Source organism: Brumimicrobium oceani (assembly GCF_003143775.1).
Classification (GTDB): domain Bacteria; phylum Bacteroidota; class Bacteroidia; order Flavobacteriales_D; family Crocinitomicaceae; genus Brumimicrobium; species Brumimicrobium oceani.
Genome location: NZ_QFRJ01000001.1, coordinates 586,134 through 603,509, shown reverse-complemented (window position 1 = coordinate 603,509; position 17,376 = coordinate 586,134). Strand labels below are relative to the sequence as shown.

Below are 17,376 nucleotides of genomic sequence, written 5' to 3'. Positions count from 1 at the left end.
TATAATTATATGCATACATTTAATGAGCAAGGAATTGCTAGAGTAAAAGAAGTTCTAAATTCTTCAAAAAAGATAGTAATTGTTGCACATAAATCCCCAGATGGAGATTCCATAGGAAGTTCTTTGGGATTATTTCATTTTTTAACAAAGTTGGGGTATGATGTAAAAGTTTGTCATCCTGATCCTGCGCCATATTTCCTAGAATGGATGACAGGAATTGACCAAATTATCGATGCGGAAACGCGCTTAGAGGAGGTTTCTGAACATGTATCAACCGCAGATGTAATTTTCTGTTTAGATTTTAACGCAATGAGTCGTGTAGGAGTAATGAAAGACATGATGATTGAAAGTGCTGCTTTTAAAATCATGATTGATCATCATTTGGATCCAAGCGATGAGTTTGATTTGTTGTTTTCGGAAACTTCTTCTTGTTCAACAGCACAATTAATCGTTGACTTTATTGAAGCTATGGGGAACTCAAATCTTCTAGATGTAAATATAGGAGAGCCCTTGTATTGTGGAATTATGACAGATAGTGGTTCATTTCGTTTTCCAAGTGTTACGGCGCATACCCATGAGGTAATTGCACAATTAATGCGTGGAGGAGTCCAACCTTATAAAATCCATGAAGCTGTTTTTGATACCAATACTTTCGAAAAATTGCGCTTAAGAAGTTATGCCATTAACGAAAAAATGGAAATTTTGGATGAGTTTAAAACTGCTATTATTTCTTTGGATAAGTCTGAACTAGAACAGTTTAACTATGTGAAAGGTGACACAGAAGGACTTGTAAATGTTGGTTTATCTATAACAGGAATAAAAAAATCTATATTTTTGACTGAAGGTGATGGAATAATTAAAATTTCTTTTCGTTCGAAAGGACAAAATAACCCCGTTAATGTGATGGCCAACACCTACTTTAATGGAGGTGGTCATGCGAATGCATCGGGTGGACGATGGGATGGAAACATGGAAGAAGCAATTGCTAAAATTAAAAGTGTGTTGCCCGAATTTAATTAAAAACCAATGGTTAAAAGATTCATTTTATTTAGTAGTTTTTTTGGACTACTTTTTTCATGCGAAGATAAAGCTAAGGAACTTCCACCAGAGCCTGAATGGTCGGTGGAGCATTCTACAAAAATGAATGAGCAGTTCACCAGAGAGGATGAAATCAATATTCGCTTATATTTATCTCGGCGTGAAAATTGGGAAATGAAATCAACAGGATCTGGCTTGCGCTACTGGATTTATGAAGATAAAGAAGGGCCGACTGCAGAAGCAGGAGATAAAGTTGATGTGAAATTCGAAATTAAAATGTTGAATGATTCTTTACTTTATAAAACTGAAGATAAAGAGTTAAGTACTTTTAAAGTGGACAAATCTGATATCGAAACAGGGGTAATGGAAGGAATTAAGTATCTCTCTGAGGGTGATAAAGCGAAATTAATTATTCCAAGTCATATAGGGCATGGCTTACTTGGTGACTTTAAAAAAATTCCGCCATTACAGGTTTTGGTTGTTGATTTAGAATTAGTTAAAATATATTAGTATGCGATTTTTATTGATTTTTATAGTATTAAGTTTTGGATTTGCTTCATGTGAAATTGAAGGAGTTAAAACTTCAACTGAAAATGATGAATTACAAAAGGAGAGCAGTGATTCAGTAGAAAATCTTGAGGAAATTTCGGATACACTCTCAAAACCAAAAGAAATTGTCATAGATAAGGCCAGCGATACTTTAAAATTGAAAAATGGAGTAAAGATCACCTATTTCAAAAAAGGAAAAGGTGAAAAGCTTCAAAAGGGCGAAGTTGTAATGATTGATTATAGAGCGAAACTGGAAGATGGAACTGTTTATGATGGGAATCACAAAGTGAAAAAACCCAGTATACCATTTTTAGTAGGTTGGAATCAACAGACTTCTGGTTGGGATATTGCAATGCAAGAATTACGTGTAGGTGACGATGTAGATATTTTTCTACCTTCAAAATACGCAAGAGGAAAATTAGGAATCAAAGGATTAGTTCCACCAAATGCCAATAATATTCTTTCTATGCGTATTGTAAAGAAATTTAAGCCAACTACGGAAGTAGATGGTGTAAAGATTTGGAAATATGACGAGCTAAAATCACCTGGAGATTCAATACAAAAAGGGGATAAGGTGTTGATCAACTACTTTGTAAGTTCTGAAAGTAAACCAAGATACGACAACAGTTATCAAACAGGAATGCCCTTTGAGTTTGTTATTGGCGATGGAAATATTGTTCCAGGATTACACAAAGCCTTGCTTACTGCTAGAGAGGGTGATAGATTAATGATTTACATTCCAGCAAAAGAAGCTTACGGAAACGAAGGATTAATTGAAATGGTGAAGCCAGGAGAAGATATTTTCTACGATGTTCAGGTAGCGAAAGTTAATTAGATTTAGCTACGGATTTTAATTTTTTCTTTGCGAATTACTCCTTTTCTTCTCTTAACTGTGAGGCAATAAACGGTAGCTTAGGAGCTAAGAAATAACCAGTTAAACTAGCAAAAAGTATTGGAGTTAAATAAGTAAAACCGGTTAAAGTTGCCACAAGAATTGTTGTACTCATTGGCGTTCTTGTTACAGTTGAATTTATCGCAGCCATACTACAGATTATTGCTAAAGAAGCATTAATATCTGGAAATATTTCGGAGATAATAAGTCCAATTGTAGCTCCAACAAAAAACAGTGGAATAATAAATCCACCTCTCCACCCAGAGGTAACAGTAATTGAAATAGCCATTATTTTAAAGAATAAAATAGCAATCAACATCCATAAGGTATATTGAGTTGTTAAAAGTTCGTTTACTTCATAATGACTAAAATATCTTGTGATAGGAAAAGCGTATGAGATAAGCCCTAAGATTACTCCACCAATCATCATTTTAATATAAATAGGCATAGTTTTCCATTCGAATATCTTTTTGAAACTTTTTGTGAGGTAAATAAAAAACCAGCCAACAGCCGCAGCAATAATTCCATAGAGAACCGCTAATCCAAAATCAAACATTCCTTCGTATTCATAAACTGGAACATGCCAAAGTGCACCTAAGCCCAGACTTATAACCAATGCAAAAACAACGTAGCTGAATAAACTAGAAACCAGGGCAGGAGTGATGGCTTTGTAATATTGAACGACATGTTTATGATGTAAAATTTCTAAGGCGAATAAACTTCCTCCAAGTGGAGCGCCAAATAAAGCGGTAAATCCTGCTGCCATTCCTGCGATACTCATAGAACGCAATTCTTCGCCTTTCAATCGAAATAGTTTTCCCATCCATGTTCCTGTTGAACCAGTAACTTGTACTAAGGGAGCCTCTGGACCCAAGCTTCCACCAGAGCCAACACATAAAAGTGAAGATAAAATCATTGAAGGATTTCGTTTGGGATCTAGTTTTCCCTTGTTGAATCGAATATTATTGACAATCAAAGATATTTCACCTGGATCTCCAATAATATGAATAATAATCCCAGCCAATAGGCCCGAAATTGTCATTGTAGGGATGACTAACCAGCCGTCAAATTGCCCGAGGAAATGAACAACCACTTCTAAAACAATCCAATAAATACCTGCAATTAGTCCGCCCATCAATCCCAATAAGGCCCACAGAAAAAAGTACGACTAAATAGAAAAGGATTAAACTTTATAGGTTGGTCAAGAATATTAAGATAATTAACGAGTTTTCTTCTACTTTTTAACCTCACCTCAAATGACTTTTAAAATTGGATTCGGTAAAAGTAATCATTTACTTAAAGAGTAAAGGATGTTTTAGTCTTTAAAAAATGAGCTTCGGAATTCCTAATCCCAATATTCTATTTAAATCAAGTCATCTTGTAAAACTCGGCTATCATTAGAATTTCTACAAAATCATATATTGATAAAGTGATTTGTTGATAGAGATTAAGTGTTTGTTTTGCCTTTGTAATAATATATTAAAACTTAATGCCTATCCGATACTTTACCAGTAAATACATCTAATCAATTATGTGATTAAGCGGTGAACCGACAAGATCCTTCGCAAATTTCTATTTTCAACAATGGAAGGATCTTGTCAAATTTAAGAGAAAACCGTTTTCTATTGTAATTTATTAAACTGCTGGTAAAGTTCCCGAGAAGCGTTTAAAATTTAATTGAAATTCCTCCATTAAGGAACGGACCTTCACCATAGCCAACAGAAAGATTTACTCCAATTTTGTCAGTGATAAAGTATCTAGCACCAAGTCCTAATTTTACTGCTAAATTGTGATTAAATATATTGTCATTTTCTTGATACCTTGGGATATAGGTGATTTCTGTTGATGTGCGAATTGCTGCACCAATGCCTAGTATCCCATGTAAATCAAACTTTTTCGAGTTCTTAAGGAAATGATAATTGAAAGTCACCATTCCTGCAAGCGTTTGGTATTCGGTTTGTTTGGGTTCACCAAAACTTAGCGTAGAAACCTTATAATCGGAGTAGCTCGCGTCTAAACCAAGACCAACTCTATTGTTTATCATATATTCTGATCTAATTCCAATAGCTTGAAATCCGCTAAATTTCATATAGCCATCTTCTCTTTCAAATCTTTTAATTGCATTTCTATTGCTTAGTTCGTAAATTTTAGGTGATCCTATGTAAGCATCAAACAAAAAGTCCCCTTTGCTCAGTACTTGTGCGTTGAGTGAGTTTAATCCTGAAACAAAAAACAAGGAAAGTAGACTCACAGAAATAATTTTCAATTTTCTCATGGCATATTTTTTATTCGATAAAGATTTTAACTTTCAAAATAGTTCGGTTAAAATATAGTTAATTAATAGATTTCAAATTTAAATAAGTATTCAACACCTTAGCGTTAAAATATGGCAACAAAATATAAAGTTGAGGAGCTTATGCACTTTTATCGACACTTTATTTCACTAATTTTAATGAAATTATTACGAATTACGTGGAAGAAATTGGTAGATTTATATAAAGCGAATTTAAAAATTATACATCATGAAAAAAGTGAGTTTAGCGTTATTAATATTTGGTCTTTTTAGTTGTGCAACAATTCCTAAAAAGGCAGAAGCAGTGAAAGAATTTGACGCGGATAAGTACCTTGGGAAATGGTATGAAATAGCGCGATTCGATTTTCGTTTTGAGAAAAACCTTAATAATACAACAGCTGAATATTCGAAAATGGATAATGGCAAAATTAAGGTAGTGAACAAAGGATATAATTACGTTAAAAAAGAATGGACATCAGCAGAAGGGAAGGCGAAGTTTGTTGAAGATCCGCAAACAGCGATGTTAAAAGTTTCCTTCTTCGGACCGTTTTATTCTGGATATAACGTTATTGAATTAGACGATGATTATAAATATGCTTTAGTGGCCGGTGAAAGTTTAAAATACCTTTGGATATTGTCAAGAACTCCAACTATTCCAGATGAAATTAAACAGAAGTACATTAAAAAAGCACAAGAAATTGGTTATGAAACTGAGAATATGATTTGGGTAGAACACGATTCTAATGGTTAATATTAAGTCGTTAATTATCAACGTAATAAAGATATGGATTTAAAACTTAAAATTCTAGTAATTACTCTTTTTCTATTCTCCATTTTATTGCGGTCTATAGGCTTCTATGATACGTTTTATGGAATTGAATTTCTTAAAGATTCATTCGGACAGCAATATTCTGATTTTGGGAGTCTAGAAAACATTATCTATTTTATACCTGCTTTATTTTCACTCTCAGGAATACTTCTATATTACTTTTGTTACAAAAGGCATTTAAAAGGTAAATACTTTAATGCAAATGAAATTATTGATTCTATTTTAATTCTGTATGTGTTTTTTGATGTATCCATCAGTATAATGTATTGGGTGTTGGAGAATACAATTTATCGTTTTGGGTAATCTTTTATTATAATTGAATTTTCTACCATTCAAACATCCATAATCACGCATAAATAAATCTTAATGTTTTTCTAATGTAAGGATCCACCTACTGACATTGAATTTGGTTATTTTCGCGGAATGAAATATATATTTATCCTTTTTATCGCGCTTTCGTCTTTTGTTTCTGCACAAGATGAGACTTTATCCATTATTTCTTATAACCTTTTAAATTTCCCAGATGGGAGGAATGATTGTGGAAACAATACAGTTGTACCTAATAGGGCGGATACATTAAAGAAAATTACAGATTATCTTCAACCAGACATTTTTGTAGCTTGTGAAGTGCAAACTCAAGCGGGAGTTGATGCGGTTTTAAATGATGCACTTAATGCGAATGGAAACACGAATTATATAGCTGCTAACTTCAATGGAAACGGTTATTTACATAACGCTATGTTTTATAACTCGAATAAATTAACGCTTAAAAGTCAACATGTGGTTCAGAGTTCTCCTCGCGAAATTGATCATTATGTTTTGTATTTAAACGACCCCAGTTTAGCAGTGTTTTTCGATACAACTTTTATTGAGGTGTACATGATGCATTTAAAAGCAGGAAATTCTAATTCTAGCGAGGCACAAAGAGATGCTCAGACCCAGATTTTGATGAATTATATGGCCAATCGTCCAACGGATAGAAATGTGTTTTTCTGTGGAGACATGAATGTTTACAGTTCGAATGATGACGGTTATCAAAACATGATATCAGGTTCATTTGCGATGAAAGACCCTATCAATACGCCTGGAAATTGGAACAATAGTGGTACTTATGCAATTCATCACACGCAATCAACTCGAACAAGTGCTAATTTTGATTGTGGTTCAAAAGGAGGAATGGATGATAGATTTGATCAAATTTTAGTTTCGCAAAATGTAATGAACAATAATGATAATGTTCAATATCAAACAGGAAGTTACAGAGCAGTTGGAAATGATGGAAATCACTACAATTCAAGTTTAATTTCTGGTTCAAACAGCATGTATCCTACAAGTGTTGTTCGCGCATTATATTATATGTCGGATCACCTGCCAGTAGAATTAAAGGTAGATGTTACTTACCCAACAAGTAACGGATTGGCCTTGGTTCCTAGTCAAAATAACGTTTCTTGTAATGCTGGAAATGACGGAACGGCAACTATTACACCTAATTTAGGTCAGGCACCCTACACTTTTCAGTGGGATGCAAATGCTAATAATCAAACTACACAAACAGCGAGCAATTTAAGTGTAGGAACTTATTGCGTTACGGTAACAGATGCTTTAGGTGAGGTGGATGATTACTGCATCAATATTACAGAGCCAGACCCAATGGTTTACAATACATTTATTTCACCAGACAATTCAGGAAATTGTGAGGGAAGCATTCAACTTTTGGTCGATGGTGGAGTAGGACCTTACACCTTCGAGTGGACGGATATACCATCAAATACAAGTTCAGCAGCAACAGATTTATGTAAAGGAATTTATGAAATCACAATTACCGATGCGAATGGTTGTGAATTGGTAATAAACCCAGAAGTTGGAGGAATAGTGGGACTGACATCAGAATTTAATGAAAATTATAAACTGAAATTATTTCCAAATCCAGCCAGTGAAAAATTAACAGTAAATACAGATAAAGTAATTCAAGCGATTAAAGTTCTGGCTATCACAGGAAGAGAAATGAATGTGAATTATCTAAAAGTAAAGGATAATTTATATAAATTGAATATTTCCAATCTGAAAACAGGCACATACCTTGTGATGATGAAAATTGAAGGCGTTTGGATGGGGAACAGGTTTGTGGTACCGTAGGCTTGCCCTATTAGGGCATGCCTACATTACCACAACACCCTGCCATTCAAAACCACAACACCCTGCCATCCAAAAACCACAATTCACATATATCTTTAAAATCAAAAAACGGGAAACATCAATGTTTCCCGTTTTTTAATGTTTTTGTTTAAATATTTTTATTTAATGTAGGCATGCCCTAATAGGGCTTGCCTACATTAAATAAAAATATTTACAAATGGATAACCTCTCCATATGCTGCAGCCGCTGCTTCCATAACCGCTTCAGACATAGTTGGGTGAGGGTGAACTGTTTTAATCAATTCTTCTCCAGTTGTTTCTAGTTTTCTAACCGCTACTAATTCAGCAACCATTTCCGTTACGTTCATTCCGATCATGTGACCACCTAGTAACTCTCCATATTTAGCATCAAAAATTAATTTTACAAAACCTTCTTTTGCTCCGGCAGCACTTGCTTTTCCAGATGCAGAGAATGGGAATTTACCAATTTTTAATTCGTAACCAGCTTCTTTTGCTTGCTCTTCAGTATAACCAACAGATGCAATTTCTGGTGAAGCATAAGTACAACCTGGGATATTGTTATAATCTAAAGGCTCTGGGTTGTGTCCAGCGATTTTCTCAACACACAAAATTCCTTCTGCACTTGCTACGTGAGCCAATGCTTGTCCAGGAACACAGTCACCGATAGCAAAATAACCTGGGATATTTGTTTGGTAGAAGTCATTTACCATGATTTTACCTTTGTCAGTTGCAATTCCAACATCTTCTAATCCGATGTTTTCAATGTTTGCTTCAATTCCAACAGCAGATAAAACAACATCACATTCGATGTTTTCTTCTCCTTTTTTAGTTTTGATATTTACTTTGCAAGTTCCACCTTTAACGTCAACTTTCTCAACAGAAGAGCTTGTCATTACTTTAATACCTTGTTTCTTCAAGCTTTTCGCCAATTCTTTAGAAACATCTTTGTCTTCAACAGGAACGATATTGTCTTGGAATTCAACAACTGTAACGTCCGTTCCAAGAGAGTTGTAGAAATATGCAAATTCAATTCCAATAGCTCCAGAACCAACAACTACCATTTTCTTTGGTTGTTTTTCTAAAGTCATTGCTTCTCTATATCCGATAATGTTTTTACCGTCTTGTGGAAGATTTGGCAATTGACGAGAACGCGCTCCGGTTGCGATAATTATACCTTTTGCAGCAGCATAAGTTTCCTTTTTACTATCAGCATCAGTAACTTCAACTTTTTTACCAGCGATAACTTTACCTGTTCCGTTGATTACGTCAATTTTGTTCTTTTTCATCAAGAATTGAACACCTTTACTCATTCCATCCGCAACGTCACGACTTCTTTTGATGATTTTACCAAAATCAGCTTTAGCGTCTTTTACAGTAATTCCGTAATCTTCCGAATGATTTAAATAATCAAAAACGTTCGCACTCTTCAATAAAGCTTTTGTTGGGATACAACCCCAGTTCAAACAAACTCCACCAAGTGATTCTTTTTCAACTACAGCAGTCTTCAATCCTAACTGTGAAGCACGGATAGCCGTAACATAACCTCCTGGTCCACTACCAACAACAATAATATCGTAACTCATATTCTTAGATTTTTCAATTTTTTCGTAGTGCGAATTTAATGATTTATGCTTAATAATAGGGAAATGGCTTGTAATTTTTGGATAGATGGAAAAGGAAATATGCTTCCTAGTAAAACTTATGGTCGTCTTTATTAAAAATTAGGGTGACTATTTCAATATTGGATTGCTTGATTCTATATATTAAAGAAACATTCTTATGAATTACACACTTTCGAAGGCCTCTATATTTGCTTACAGGTCAAAGGCGATTATTTAGGATTAGCCTATCTAGCAAATTATTTGTTAGTTCCTCAAATTTGAATGCAACTTCGATATTCCATTTTTCTAAAATGTCATCGATGATGTGTTCATAGGCTAATTTTGATTCATCTGACCAAACAATCATTTCGTCTCTGCATTTAAAATCCTTTTCTTGATTGCGTTTCGAACATCTTGATCTTTATGGATGTTGCTGTTGTTAAGATCATCCAAACCTCTATCAATAGAAGCTTTGTTTTCAATTCCAAGGTCATCCCACCAATCTTTCTCTTCAACCACTTCAACAAAATCTAAAGTTTTGAGGTAATTAATAAGTGCGATTGCTTTTGAATCTTTTTCTAATATTTTTATGCTGAAGCTATTCATGATTAAAAATAGGATTTTATATGTACTTACTAAATTGCACTATTGTTTTGATAAAAACAAATAGAAAGGGTTTCAAAAATTATTTGGAAGATTGGCCAAGCCGAAGCTCAAATTATTTTTAACTTTATCAAAAAACAAAATATCCATGAAATTCACTTTCGATATAAAATCTCCGCAACAACAATACATTCAAATTACAGCAGAAATAAAGGTTACAGGAAAGGAAACAACAGTTTATTTTCCAGCTTGGCGACCGGGTAGATACGAATTAGGAGATTTCGCAAAGAATGTGAATCATTTTCAGATTTTTAATGGAGATGGTTCCGCTTTAGATTATCAAAAGACAAATAAAAATACTTGGATAGTTCAAACTGAAGCTTGTGAAAGTATTACAATTAAATACAGTTATTATGCAACAGATTTAAATGCGGGTTCAACATTTCTCGACGCTACTCAACTGTACGTAAATCCTGTAAACTGTTGCTTGTTTACTGATGAAGTTTATAACGACCCAATTGAAGTTCAGCTAAATATTCCCGATTCTTGGGAAGTAGCTCACTCATTAAAAGTGGAGAATAAGGTTTTTACAGCAGCAAACTACGATGAATTGGTTGACAGTCCATTTATTTGTTCAGCGGGATTACAAAAAACAAGTTTTGAAGTTCAAGGTACAACTTTTTATGTGTGGTTTAATGGCCTTATAAAACCAGATTGGAAACGATTAGAAAAGGATTTTATCGCTTATACAGAAGCTCAAATTAAAGCTTTTTCCAAATTTCCTACGGACGAATATCATTACTTAATTCAAATTTTACCTTATCAAACTTATCATGGTGTGGAACACTCAAAGTCTACGGTAATCACGCTAGGACCGAGTTATGCCGTGTTTGAGGAACTCTATAAAGAGTTGTTGGGGGTAAGTTCGCATGAATTATATCATACTTGGAATGTGAAATCTATTCGTCCAAGTGAAATGATGCCTTATGATTTCAAAAAGGAAAATTACTCGAAATTGGGTTATATCGCAGAAGGGGTAACAACCTACATGGGAGATTTAATGTTGTATAAAGGTGGCGTTTTTAATTTAGAGCAGTATTTGCTTGAAATGAATAAACAAATCCAAAAGCACATGGATAATTTCGGGAGATACAATTACTCTGTGGCAGATTCATCTTTTGATACTTGGCTAGATGGTTATGTAGCTGGGGCTCCAGGAAGAAAAGTTTCTATTTATACGGAAGGTTGTTTGTTGGCTTTTATTCTTGATATTCACTTGTTGAAATTTACCAACAATGAAAAAAATCTAGATGATGTAATGAAAAGCATGTACCTCAATTTTGGTGACAAAGGAGTTGGAATTACTGAAAAAGACTACCAAAGTGAGATTGAAAAGGTGACTGGTGTTTCCATGCAGTGGTATTTTGATGATTATATTAATGGAACGAAATCTTACACTTCACTTCTAAAAGAATGTTTAGAAACGATTGGATTAAAATATCACTCAGAACCAGTAGAAAGTGATTTTGGAGCTTATTTAGGAGCGAAAATCATGGAAATGAATAATGAAACGGTAATTACCGCCCTTTATCCAAGTGGTGCTTTGGATTTAGCTGGTGCAATGATAGGCGATAAATTAATATCAATCAATGGAGTTTCGGTTAATACGAATGCAGATCGTTGGGCAAAATACTTCAGAAATGATAAAAAGGAGATTTTAGTGAATAGAAAAGGAGTTTTGGTGAAAATACACTTGGCTACTTCTGATACGGTTTATTATGAGCGTTATTTTATAAAACAAGTTTCGAATATGAGCAAAGAACAAAGCTATGCTTTTGATGGGTGGAGAAGAGTTTAGATTAACTTTTTCAAAAGTGGACATTGTGAAATGCAAACCCTTGTGATACAAAACTGAAAACTATAATTAATGCCTGAATAAATGCTACAATTGTTCTAAATGTTTTCATTATTGCTAATCATTGATTTTGATTATGACATTTTTTGTAAAATCAAATCCTCCCTTTCTCCGACAGCATAATTGAGATGGCTTTGGTAGAAGGGAAATGAGAGAAAATAATTACCATAATTACAGTGATGGGTACACTTAGAAACATTCCGGTAATTCCCCAAATTGCTCCCCAAATAGAAAGGGCGAAAATGGCAACAAAAGGACTTATATTAAGCGTATTACCCGCTAATCTTGGCTCAAGGATATTTCCCACTAAAACTTGAATTCCACCAACTATTCCCAAAACCAAAAATCCTTTTGTAAAATCACCAAACTGGAGTAAGCAGAAAAACACAGGAAAAAGTGTGGCAATTAATGATCCAATTGTAGGAATAAAGTTTAAAAGAAAGATGAGAAAGGCCCAAAATAGGGGGGCATCAACACCTATAAAATACAAAGCTAAATAACTAGCGGTACCAGTAATTATACTAACAAAAGTTTTTAGTCCCATATACTTGGTCACAGATGTATCAATTTCACGCATCACTTTAGATAATTGCCTAAAATGACTCTCACGAGAAAATATGATTTTTAATTTGCTAATGAAATAGGTTTCCTCCAGTAAAATGAAGGAAGCGTAGAGTATGATAATAAAAGCATTGCTTACTAATCCGGTCAACGATTCAACGATTTTTTGAAGTAGGTTTAGAAAGTTGAAATCAACACTTCCTGACTTTACATACTCAAGCATGTTGATATCAAAAAAATCATTTAGTTGAGTAATCAAAACCTGCACATTTCCCTCGTAGGAGGAGTATGACTTTGTCAAAGTATTGATATTTACCATGAGCATTCTGGAAATAAGCAGAAAAATCCCCAGAAGAAAGACCGATGGAATGAGGTTTTTTAACCACAGCGGAAAAAAGCGATTTACAAAACTAATTTTATTTAGAAATTCTCGAATAGAACGAACAATGAACCAAAGTAACAAAGCAAAAACAAAAGGAATAAGAATGGTTTTTCCTACAACTAAAATAAAGACAATAGAAATTGTAATTATAAAAAAGTATGCTGTTTTTTTCATTGGTGAATAATTATGCTGTTTTTCTCGTTTTCTAAGCGTTTGTTCTGCGAATATCAGATTTTTGAATGGATAAATCTACCTTGACTTAATTTTTTACAGGAATCCATTCACTACCAATTTTTTTACGCTTAACAGAATTACCAATTGGTAATTCAAATAATTCATTGAGTTTTTCAAGTCATCTAACAGTAACACAATAAGCATTAAATCATCCGATCAACATCCCCTAAAAATAAATCTCAATCCCAACATTAAAGCCCAACGCAAAAGCTTTTCTTACATAAGCAGATTGTGAATCATAGTTGTTTGTTAATTGTCTGCGTCCTTCTAGCATTGCGTAAAAACCATAGTGGTCCGAAAGTTTTATTTGTGTTCCAATGGTAGCTACTGCATCAATTAAAAAGAAGTTGAATTTTTCAGATTCAATAGTTTCAACAGTGGATTCGTTATTGTTTATATCTAAGGTAGTTAATTCATTTTTCATCCCTAAAAACGCTTTGGGAATTACACCGACTCCTCCATAAAACGAGATTTCATTACCATAACTATAAGCAATGCGCATAGGGAAGGAGATGTGACGGTAGGTGTTTATATAGCTGAAAACGGAATCCGCTGTTCTAAACTCATAAGATTCTCTATTACTTGCATAGCCCACACCGATTTCTAATTTTAAATCTTTTGCTATTCTTGTCCTAACCCCCGCATTAAATCCTGTTGTCCATTCACCAATTTCTTCCTCACGATAATTTAAAGGTTGTGCAAAAATTCCGTCATTAACATCTAGTGTGCGATAGGTATACGAAGGACTAATCCCAAAATAAAGTTCCGTTCCCGTTTTTGGTTTTACTACTTTTTTGGTGACAACTTTTTCCTTGTCCTCAATCGTTTCATTGTTTGTAATGATTTGGGAATATCCAAAAGCGCTAAGCGTTAATAAAGAGATTGTTATAATATATTTCATGATATTTTAATAAATCTTGGGAATTAGTAAATGGAAATTTAGCTTATATTTAGCTAATTAAAGGAAAATTTTAAAATTAAATACCCTCAAAACCGTTTTATGTCAACAAATAAAGATAAAAAGAAGAAATCTATAGGTAAAAGAATTCTCCAAATTATAGGAATTACATTTCTCTTATTAGTTATCGCCATCGTCCTAATCCCAATTTTCTTTAAAGATGATATAAAGGAACTGGCCTTAAAAGAAGCCAACAAAATGTTGAAAGCAGATATTGCAGTGGGAGATTTTGACTTAACGATTTTCTCTTCATTTCCTAAAATGACCCTAGCATTTGAAAATGTTTCCGTAACAGGTCGAAATGAATTTGATGGAGTGAAATTGGTTGACATGAAAAGTTTTGAAGCCAAACTTGATTTCTGGAGTGTCATTAATATGGATGACATTGCTGTTCGTTCGGTGAGCTTGATTCAGCCAAATATTCATGTGAAAGTTTTAGAGACAGGTATAGCCAATTACGATATCATGAAAACTTCCGAAGAAATGGTAGAGGAGGAAATTGACACTACCTCTTCACCTTTCAAATTTGCATTAGAATATTATGAAATCAAAGACGGAAATATTAAATACGACGACCGTTTAGGAAAGATGTTTGCAGAAATTAAAAACCTCAATCATTCCGGTTCTGGAGATATGACAGCGGATGTTATAGATTTCGAAACGAAAACGAAAATTGATGAGCTCACATATAAAATGAGTGGTGCGACTTATCTATCGGAAGTAAAGACTGATTTGGTGATGAATATTCTGATGGAATTTAAAGAGGGAAGTGATAAATTTACTTTGAAAGAAAACGAACTTCAACTAAATGCTTTGAAATTATCTTTTGACGGATTCTATGAAATGTTTAAAGGCTATGATGAAATGGATTTGAAATTAAAAGCTGATAATACCAGTTTCAAAGATTTACTTTCTTTAATTCCTGCATTTTACTATACAGGCTACGAAAGCATGGTTGCTAATGGTTCTTTAAGTTTAGATGCTTTTGTAAAAGGAAAATACGATGATGTAAATTACCCTGCTTGGGATGTTGCCGCAAAAGTAAATAATGCTTCGATTGTTTATCCTGATATGCCCGCCTCAATCGATAACATCAATATTGTGGGAGGATCTAAATTCCCAGGAGGAACAGAATTAGACAAAGCTACTGTAGATGTTGATCAATTTAAAGCGACTTTCGTTGGAAATTCAATTGACGCCAATTTCTACATGAAAAATCCTATGACAGATCCTTATTTGAAGTCTAAGATTCATGCAGATATTGATTTAAAAACCTTAGATCAGGTTTATCCAATGGGTGAAGGTGAAAAATATACAGGGAAGCTAACTTCAGACATTTCTTTAGAGGGAAGGATGTCTACTATTGAAAAAGAGGAATACGACCAATTTAATGCTACGGGAACACTAAATTTAAAAGGTTTTCATTACGCATCCGCTGATTTACCTGCTCCGGTTGATATTCAAGATTTATTGTTTGAATTTTCTCCGCAACAATTAAAATTAGCCAATTTGAAAGCAACAATGGGGAAAAGTGATTTCTCTTTAAACGGTGAAGTGAAAAATTATATTGGCTATTTATTTAATGAAGGAGATTTACAAGGAGTTTTTAATTACCATTCCGATTTATTGGATATTGATGAGATTATGCCGCCTACCTCAACTACAGATGAAACAACCACAACTGATGAAGCAACAGAGGCCAATACTACTGAGAGCGAAGTGGAGCCAATTCTCGTTCCTAAGAAAATTGACTTCGTTCTCAATTCGACAGTGAATAAAATTAAATATGATGGAATGGATATTAATGCCTTATCAGGTAAGGTCATTCTGAGAAATGAAGAAGCTGTTTTACAAGATGTAAGCATGCAAGCATTAGGCGGAAGAGTTGGATTAAATGGAAAGTACAACACCCAAAATAAAGCCGTTCCAAAAGCAGAATTTAGTTACAGTATTAAGGACTTAGACATTCAGGAATTAACGAAGAATTTTATAACCATTGATAAGTTAGCTCCAGTTGCGAAATATACTTCTGGTAAAATTTCATCTGACTTTTCAATGACAACCAGTTTGAAGCCGTCTTTCGAGCCTGTATTTGAGACCTTGATGGGGAATGGATCGTTCTTCTCCAACAAAGTAGTAATTTCAGGTTTCGAGCCATTGGAAAAATTAGCAGAAACGATTAAAATTCCAAAGTTAAAGCAGCAAACTCTCGACAATCTTAGGGCTACATTTGAATTTTCCGAAGGTAAGGTGAAAGTTAAACCATTTGATATTAAGATGGGAGAAATCACAACCACTGTAGGCGGAACAACTTCTTTCTTACAAGAAATCGATTATGAATTGAAAATGAATATCCCGAAAGAAGAAATTCCAGGAGATGTACTGAAAATTGCAGAACAAGCGATTGAACAAGCAAAGAAAATTCCAGGTTTTAAAATGAAAGAATTACCTGCTAATATTCCTGTTACCGCTTTCCTAACCAACACAATTCAAGATCCAAAAGTGAAAACCAACATGAAGGAGAAATTGATGGAACTTGGAGGAGACGTTAAAAGTGGTGTAAAAGATTTAATCGATGAAACTGTTGATAAAGCAAAAGACAGCATCAAAGGAATTGTAGATGACAAGGTGAATGAAGCCAAAGCTGAACTCGAGAAAAAGAAGCAAGAATTGTTAGATGCTGCGCAGAAACAAGCAGATAATATAAAAGCAGAAGGTAAAAAGTTGGCCAATAAAACCAGGGAAGAGGCAGATAATGGAGCTCTAAAACTGATGGAAGAAGCAGGGGCAAATCCTTTGAAGAAAAAAGCAGCAGAAATTGCAGGGAAAAAACTAAAAGAAAAAGCAGAAGAAGCAGCAAAGAAAATAGAAAACGAAGCCAACACAAAGGCTGACGATGTAATGCGCAAAGCAAGAGAAAGGGCTAATAATTTGTAAAACAATAGAACAAATGAAGAAAAGGAAGGTGAAAGCTTTCCTTTTTTTGTTAATATAAACCCAAGAAAACCCGAAGAAAAAACAAGACCATAGCACCTCCGAAAAACATCTACAAAATCACCGAAATCAACGGGAGAAAAAGAAGCGAAGCGACCCCAAAAAGATCTGTGAAATCACCGAAATCCGCGTGAGAAAAAGAAGCGAAGCGACCCCCAAAAGATCTACGAAATCAGCGAAAATCCGCGGGAGAAAAAGAAGCGAAGCGCCCACCAAAAAGATCCACGAAATCTGAGAAAATCAACGGGAGAAAATAAAAGTCAAACCAAACCAACCCCACCATTTCCAATGATTTTAAAGTATTATTTCTCATATGGCCTTAGATTTGACCAAACATTATTATTTTAGCATTCCTAATCACATAAAAATAA

At 34.1% G+C, this 17,376-nt stretch carries 14 protein-coding genes; 8 read left to right on the top strand and 6 right to left on the bottom strand.

Features of this window, described 5'->3' with window-relative positions:
- Positions 1–9: 9 nt before the first annotated feature.
- Genes DIT68_RS02615 through DIT68_RS02605 form a run of 3 tightly spaced genes read left to right on the top strand, consistent with a single transcriptional unit; the run spans position 10 to position 2,422 of the window.
- Positions 10–1,020, top strand: coding sequence for a DHH family phosphoesterase (locus DIT68_RS02615; protein ID WP_109358252.1), 1,011 nt, complete (start codon positions 10–12; stop codon positions 1,018–1,020).
- Between the two features lie 6 nt (positions 1,021–1,026).
- Positions 1,027–1,548 carry an FKBP-type peptidyl-prolyl cis-trans isomerase gene (locus DIT68_RS02610; RefSeq protein ID WP_109358251.1) on the top strand — a complete coding sequence of 174 codons (522 nt, stop codon included), beginning with the start codon at positions 1,027–1,029 and terminating at the stop codon, positions 1,546–1,548.
- 1 nt (position 1,549) lies between these two features.
- Complete coding sequence (locus DIT68_RS02605) at positions 1,550–2,422, top strand: FKBP-type peptidyl-prolyl cis-trans isomerase (RefSeq protein WP_109358250.1); 873 nt, start codon at positions 1,550–1,552, stop codon at positions 2,420–2,422.
- Positions 2,423–2,456: 34 nt separating this feature from the next.
- On the opposite strand, the gene DIT68_RS02600 is transcribed toward DIT68_RS02605, so the two are convergent.
- Entirely contained in the window at positions 2,457–3,614 is a 1,158-nt protein-coding gene (locus tag DIT68_RS02600; protein WP_317133880.1) for a chloride channel protein, read from the bottom strand.
- Between the two features lie 531 nt (positions 3,615–4,145).
- Positions 4,146–4,754 (bottom strand): outer membrane beta-barrel protein, encoded by a 609-nt coding sequence (locus DIT68_RS02595; protein ID WP_109358249.1) that lies wholly within the window; start codon positions 4,752–4,754, stop codon positions 4,146–4,148.
- Positions 4,755–5,001: 247 nt separating this feature from the next.
- Between DIT68_RS02595 and DIT68_RS02590 the strand changes: the two genes are divergently transcribed.
- From DIT68_RS02590 to DIT68_RS02580, 3 genes are all read left to right on the top strand, one after another.
- Positions 5,002–5,523, top strand: a complete 522-nt coding sequence (locus DIT68_RS02590; protein WP_109358248.1) for a lipocalin family protein — start codon at positions 5,002–5,004, stop codon at positions 5,521–5,523.
- Positions 5,524–5,556: 33 nt separating this feature from the next.
- Positions 5,557–5,904 carry a hypothetical protein gene (locus DIT68_RS02585; protein ID WP_109358247.1) on the top strand — a complete coding sequence of 116 codons (348 nt, stop codon included), beginning with the start codon at positions 5,557–5,559 and terminating at the stop codon, positions 5,902–5,904.
- Between the two features lie 120 nt (positions 5,905–6,024).
- Entirely contained in the window at positions 6,025–7,737 is a 1,713-nt protein-coding gene (locus DIT68_RS02580) for a T9SS type A sorting domain-containing protein (RefSeq protein WP_109358246.1), read from the top strand.
- A 211-nt stretch (positions 7,738–7,948) separates the two neighbouring features.
- Here DIT68_RS02580 and lpdA read toward each other — a convergent pair whose 3' ends face one another.
- Together lpdA and DIT68_RS02570 are read right to left on the bottom strand one after the other, a co-directional pair.
- A complete protein-coding gene (lpdA, locus tag DIT68_RS02575; protein ID WP_109358245.1) occupies positions 7,949–9,340 on the bottom strand; it encodes a dihydrolipoyl dehydrogenase in 1,392 nt (463 codons plus the stop codon).
- Positions 9,341–9,721: 381 nt separating this feature from the next.
- Positions 9,722–9,964, bottom strand: coding sequence for a hypothetical protein (locus tag DIT68_RS02570; protein WP_109358244.1), 243 nt, complete (start codon positions 9,962–9,964; stop codon positions 9,722–9,724).
- Between the two features lie 145 nt (positions 9,965–10,109).
- Between DIT68_RS02570 and DIT68_RS02565 the strand changes: the two genes are divergently transcribed.
- Positions 10,110–11,819, top strand: a complete 1,710-nt coding sequence (locus DIT68_RS02565; protein WP_109358243.1) for a M61 family metallopeptidase — start codon at positions 10,110–10,112, stop codon at positions 11,817–11,819.
- Positions 11,820–11,970: 151 nt separating this feature from the next.
- On the opposite strand, the gene DIT68_RS02560 is transcribed toward DIT68_RS02565, so the two are convergent.
- Positions 11,971–12,993 (bottom strand): AI-2E family transporter, encoded by a 1,023-nt coding sequence (locus tag DIT68_RS02560; RefSeq protein WP_109358242.1) that lies wholly within the window; start codon positions 12,991–12,993, stop codon positions 11,971–11,973.
- A gap of 226 nt (positions 12,994–13,219) precedes the next feature.
- The gene (locus tag DIT68_RS02555; protein WP_109358241.1) at positions 13,220–13,954 is read right to left on the bottom strand and encodes a hypothetical protein; all 735 of its coding nucleotides are present in this window, start codon (positions 13,952–13,954) and stop codon (positions 13,220–13,222) included.
- A gap of 99 nt (positions 13,955–14,053) precedes the next feature.
- On the opposite strand from DIT68_RS02555, the gene DIT68_RS02550 reads away from it, so the two are divergent.
- On the top strand, positions 14,054–16,948 hold the full coding sequence (locus DIT68_RS02550; RefSeq protein WP_109358240.1) for an AsmA-like C-terminal region-containing protein: 2,895 nt from the start codon (positions 14,054–14,056) through the stop codon (positions 16,946–16,948).
- The last annotated feature ends 428 nt before the right edge of the window (positions 16,949–17,376 follow it).

What these genes read in the sequence shown, in the direction of transcription:
- DIT68_RS02615 (WP_109358252.1), top strand. Translation starts at nt 10, where the DNA reads ATGCATACATTTAATGAGCAAGGAATTGCTAGAGTAAAAGAAGTTCTA.
- DIT68_RS02610 (WP_109358251.1), top strand. Translation starts at nt 1,027, where the DNA reads ATGGTTAAAAGATTCATTTTATTTAGTAGTTTTTTTGGACTACTTTTT.
- DIT68_RS02605 (WP_109358250.1), top strand. Translation starts at nt 1,550, where the DNA reads ATGCGATTTTTATTGATTTTTATAGTATTAAGTTTTGGATTTGCTTCA.
- DIT68_RS02600 (WP_317133880.1), bottom strand. Translation starts at nt 3,614, where the DNA reads ATGGGCGGACTAATTGCAGGTATTTATTGGATTGTTTTAGAAGTGGTT.
- DIT68_RS02595 (WP_109358249.1), bottom strand. Translation starts at nt 4,754, where the DNA reads ATGAGAAAATTGAAAATTATTTCTGTGAGTCTACTTTCCTTGTTTTTT.
- DIT68_RS02590 (WP_109358248.1), top strand. Translation starts at nt 5,002, where the DNA reads ATGAAAAAAGTGAGTTTAGCGTTATTAATATTTGGTCTTTTTAGTTGT.
- DIT68_RS02585 (WP_109358247.1), top strand. Translation starts at nt 5,557, where the DNA reads ATGGATTTAAAACTTAAAATTCTAGTAATTACTCTTTTTCTATTCTCC.
- DIT68_RS02580 (WP_109358246.1), top strand. Translation starts at nt 6,025, where the DNA reads ATGAAATATATATTTATCCTTTTTATCGCGCTTTCGTCTTTTGTTTCT.
- lpdA (WP_109358245.1), bottom strand. Translation starts at nt 9,340, where the DNA reads ATGAGTTACGATATTATTGTTGTTGGTAGTGGACCAGGAGGTTATGTT.
- DIT68_RS02570 (WP_109358244.1), bottom strand. Translation starts at nt 9,964, where the DNA reads ATGAATAGCTTCAGCATAAAAATATTAGAAAAAGATTCAAAAGCAATC.
- DIT68_RS02565 (WP_109358243.1), top strand. Translation starts at nt 10,110, where the DNA reads ATGAAATTCACTTTCGATATAAAATCTCCGCAACAACAATACATTCAA.
- DIT68_RS02560 (WP_109358242.1), bottom strand. Translation starts at nt 12,993, where the DNA reads ATGAAAAAAACAGCATACTTTTTTATAATTACAATTTCTATTGTCTTT.
- DIT68_RS02555 (WP_109358241.1), bottom strand. Translation starts at nt 13,954, where the DNA reads ATGAAATATATTATAACAATCTCTTTATTAACGCTTAGCGCTTTTGGA.
- DIT68_RS02550 (WP_109358240.1), top strand. Translation starts at nt 14,054, where the DNA reads ATGTCAACAAATAAAGATAAAAAGAAGAAATCTATAGGTAAAAGAATT.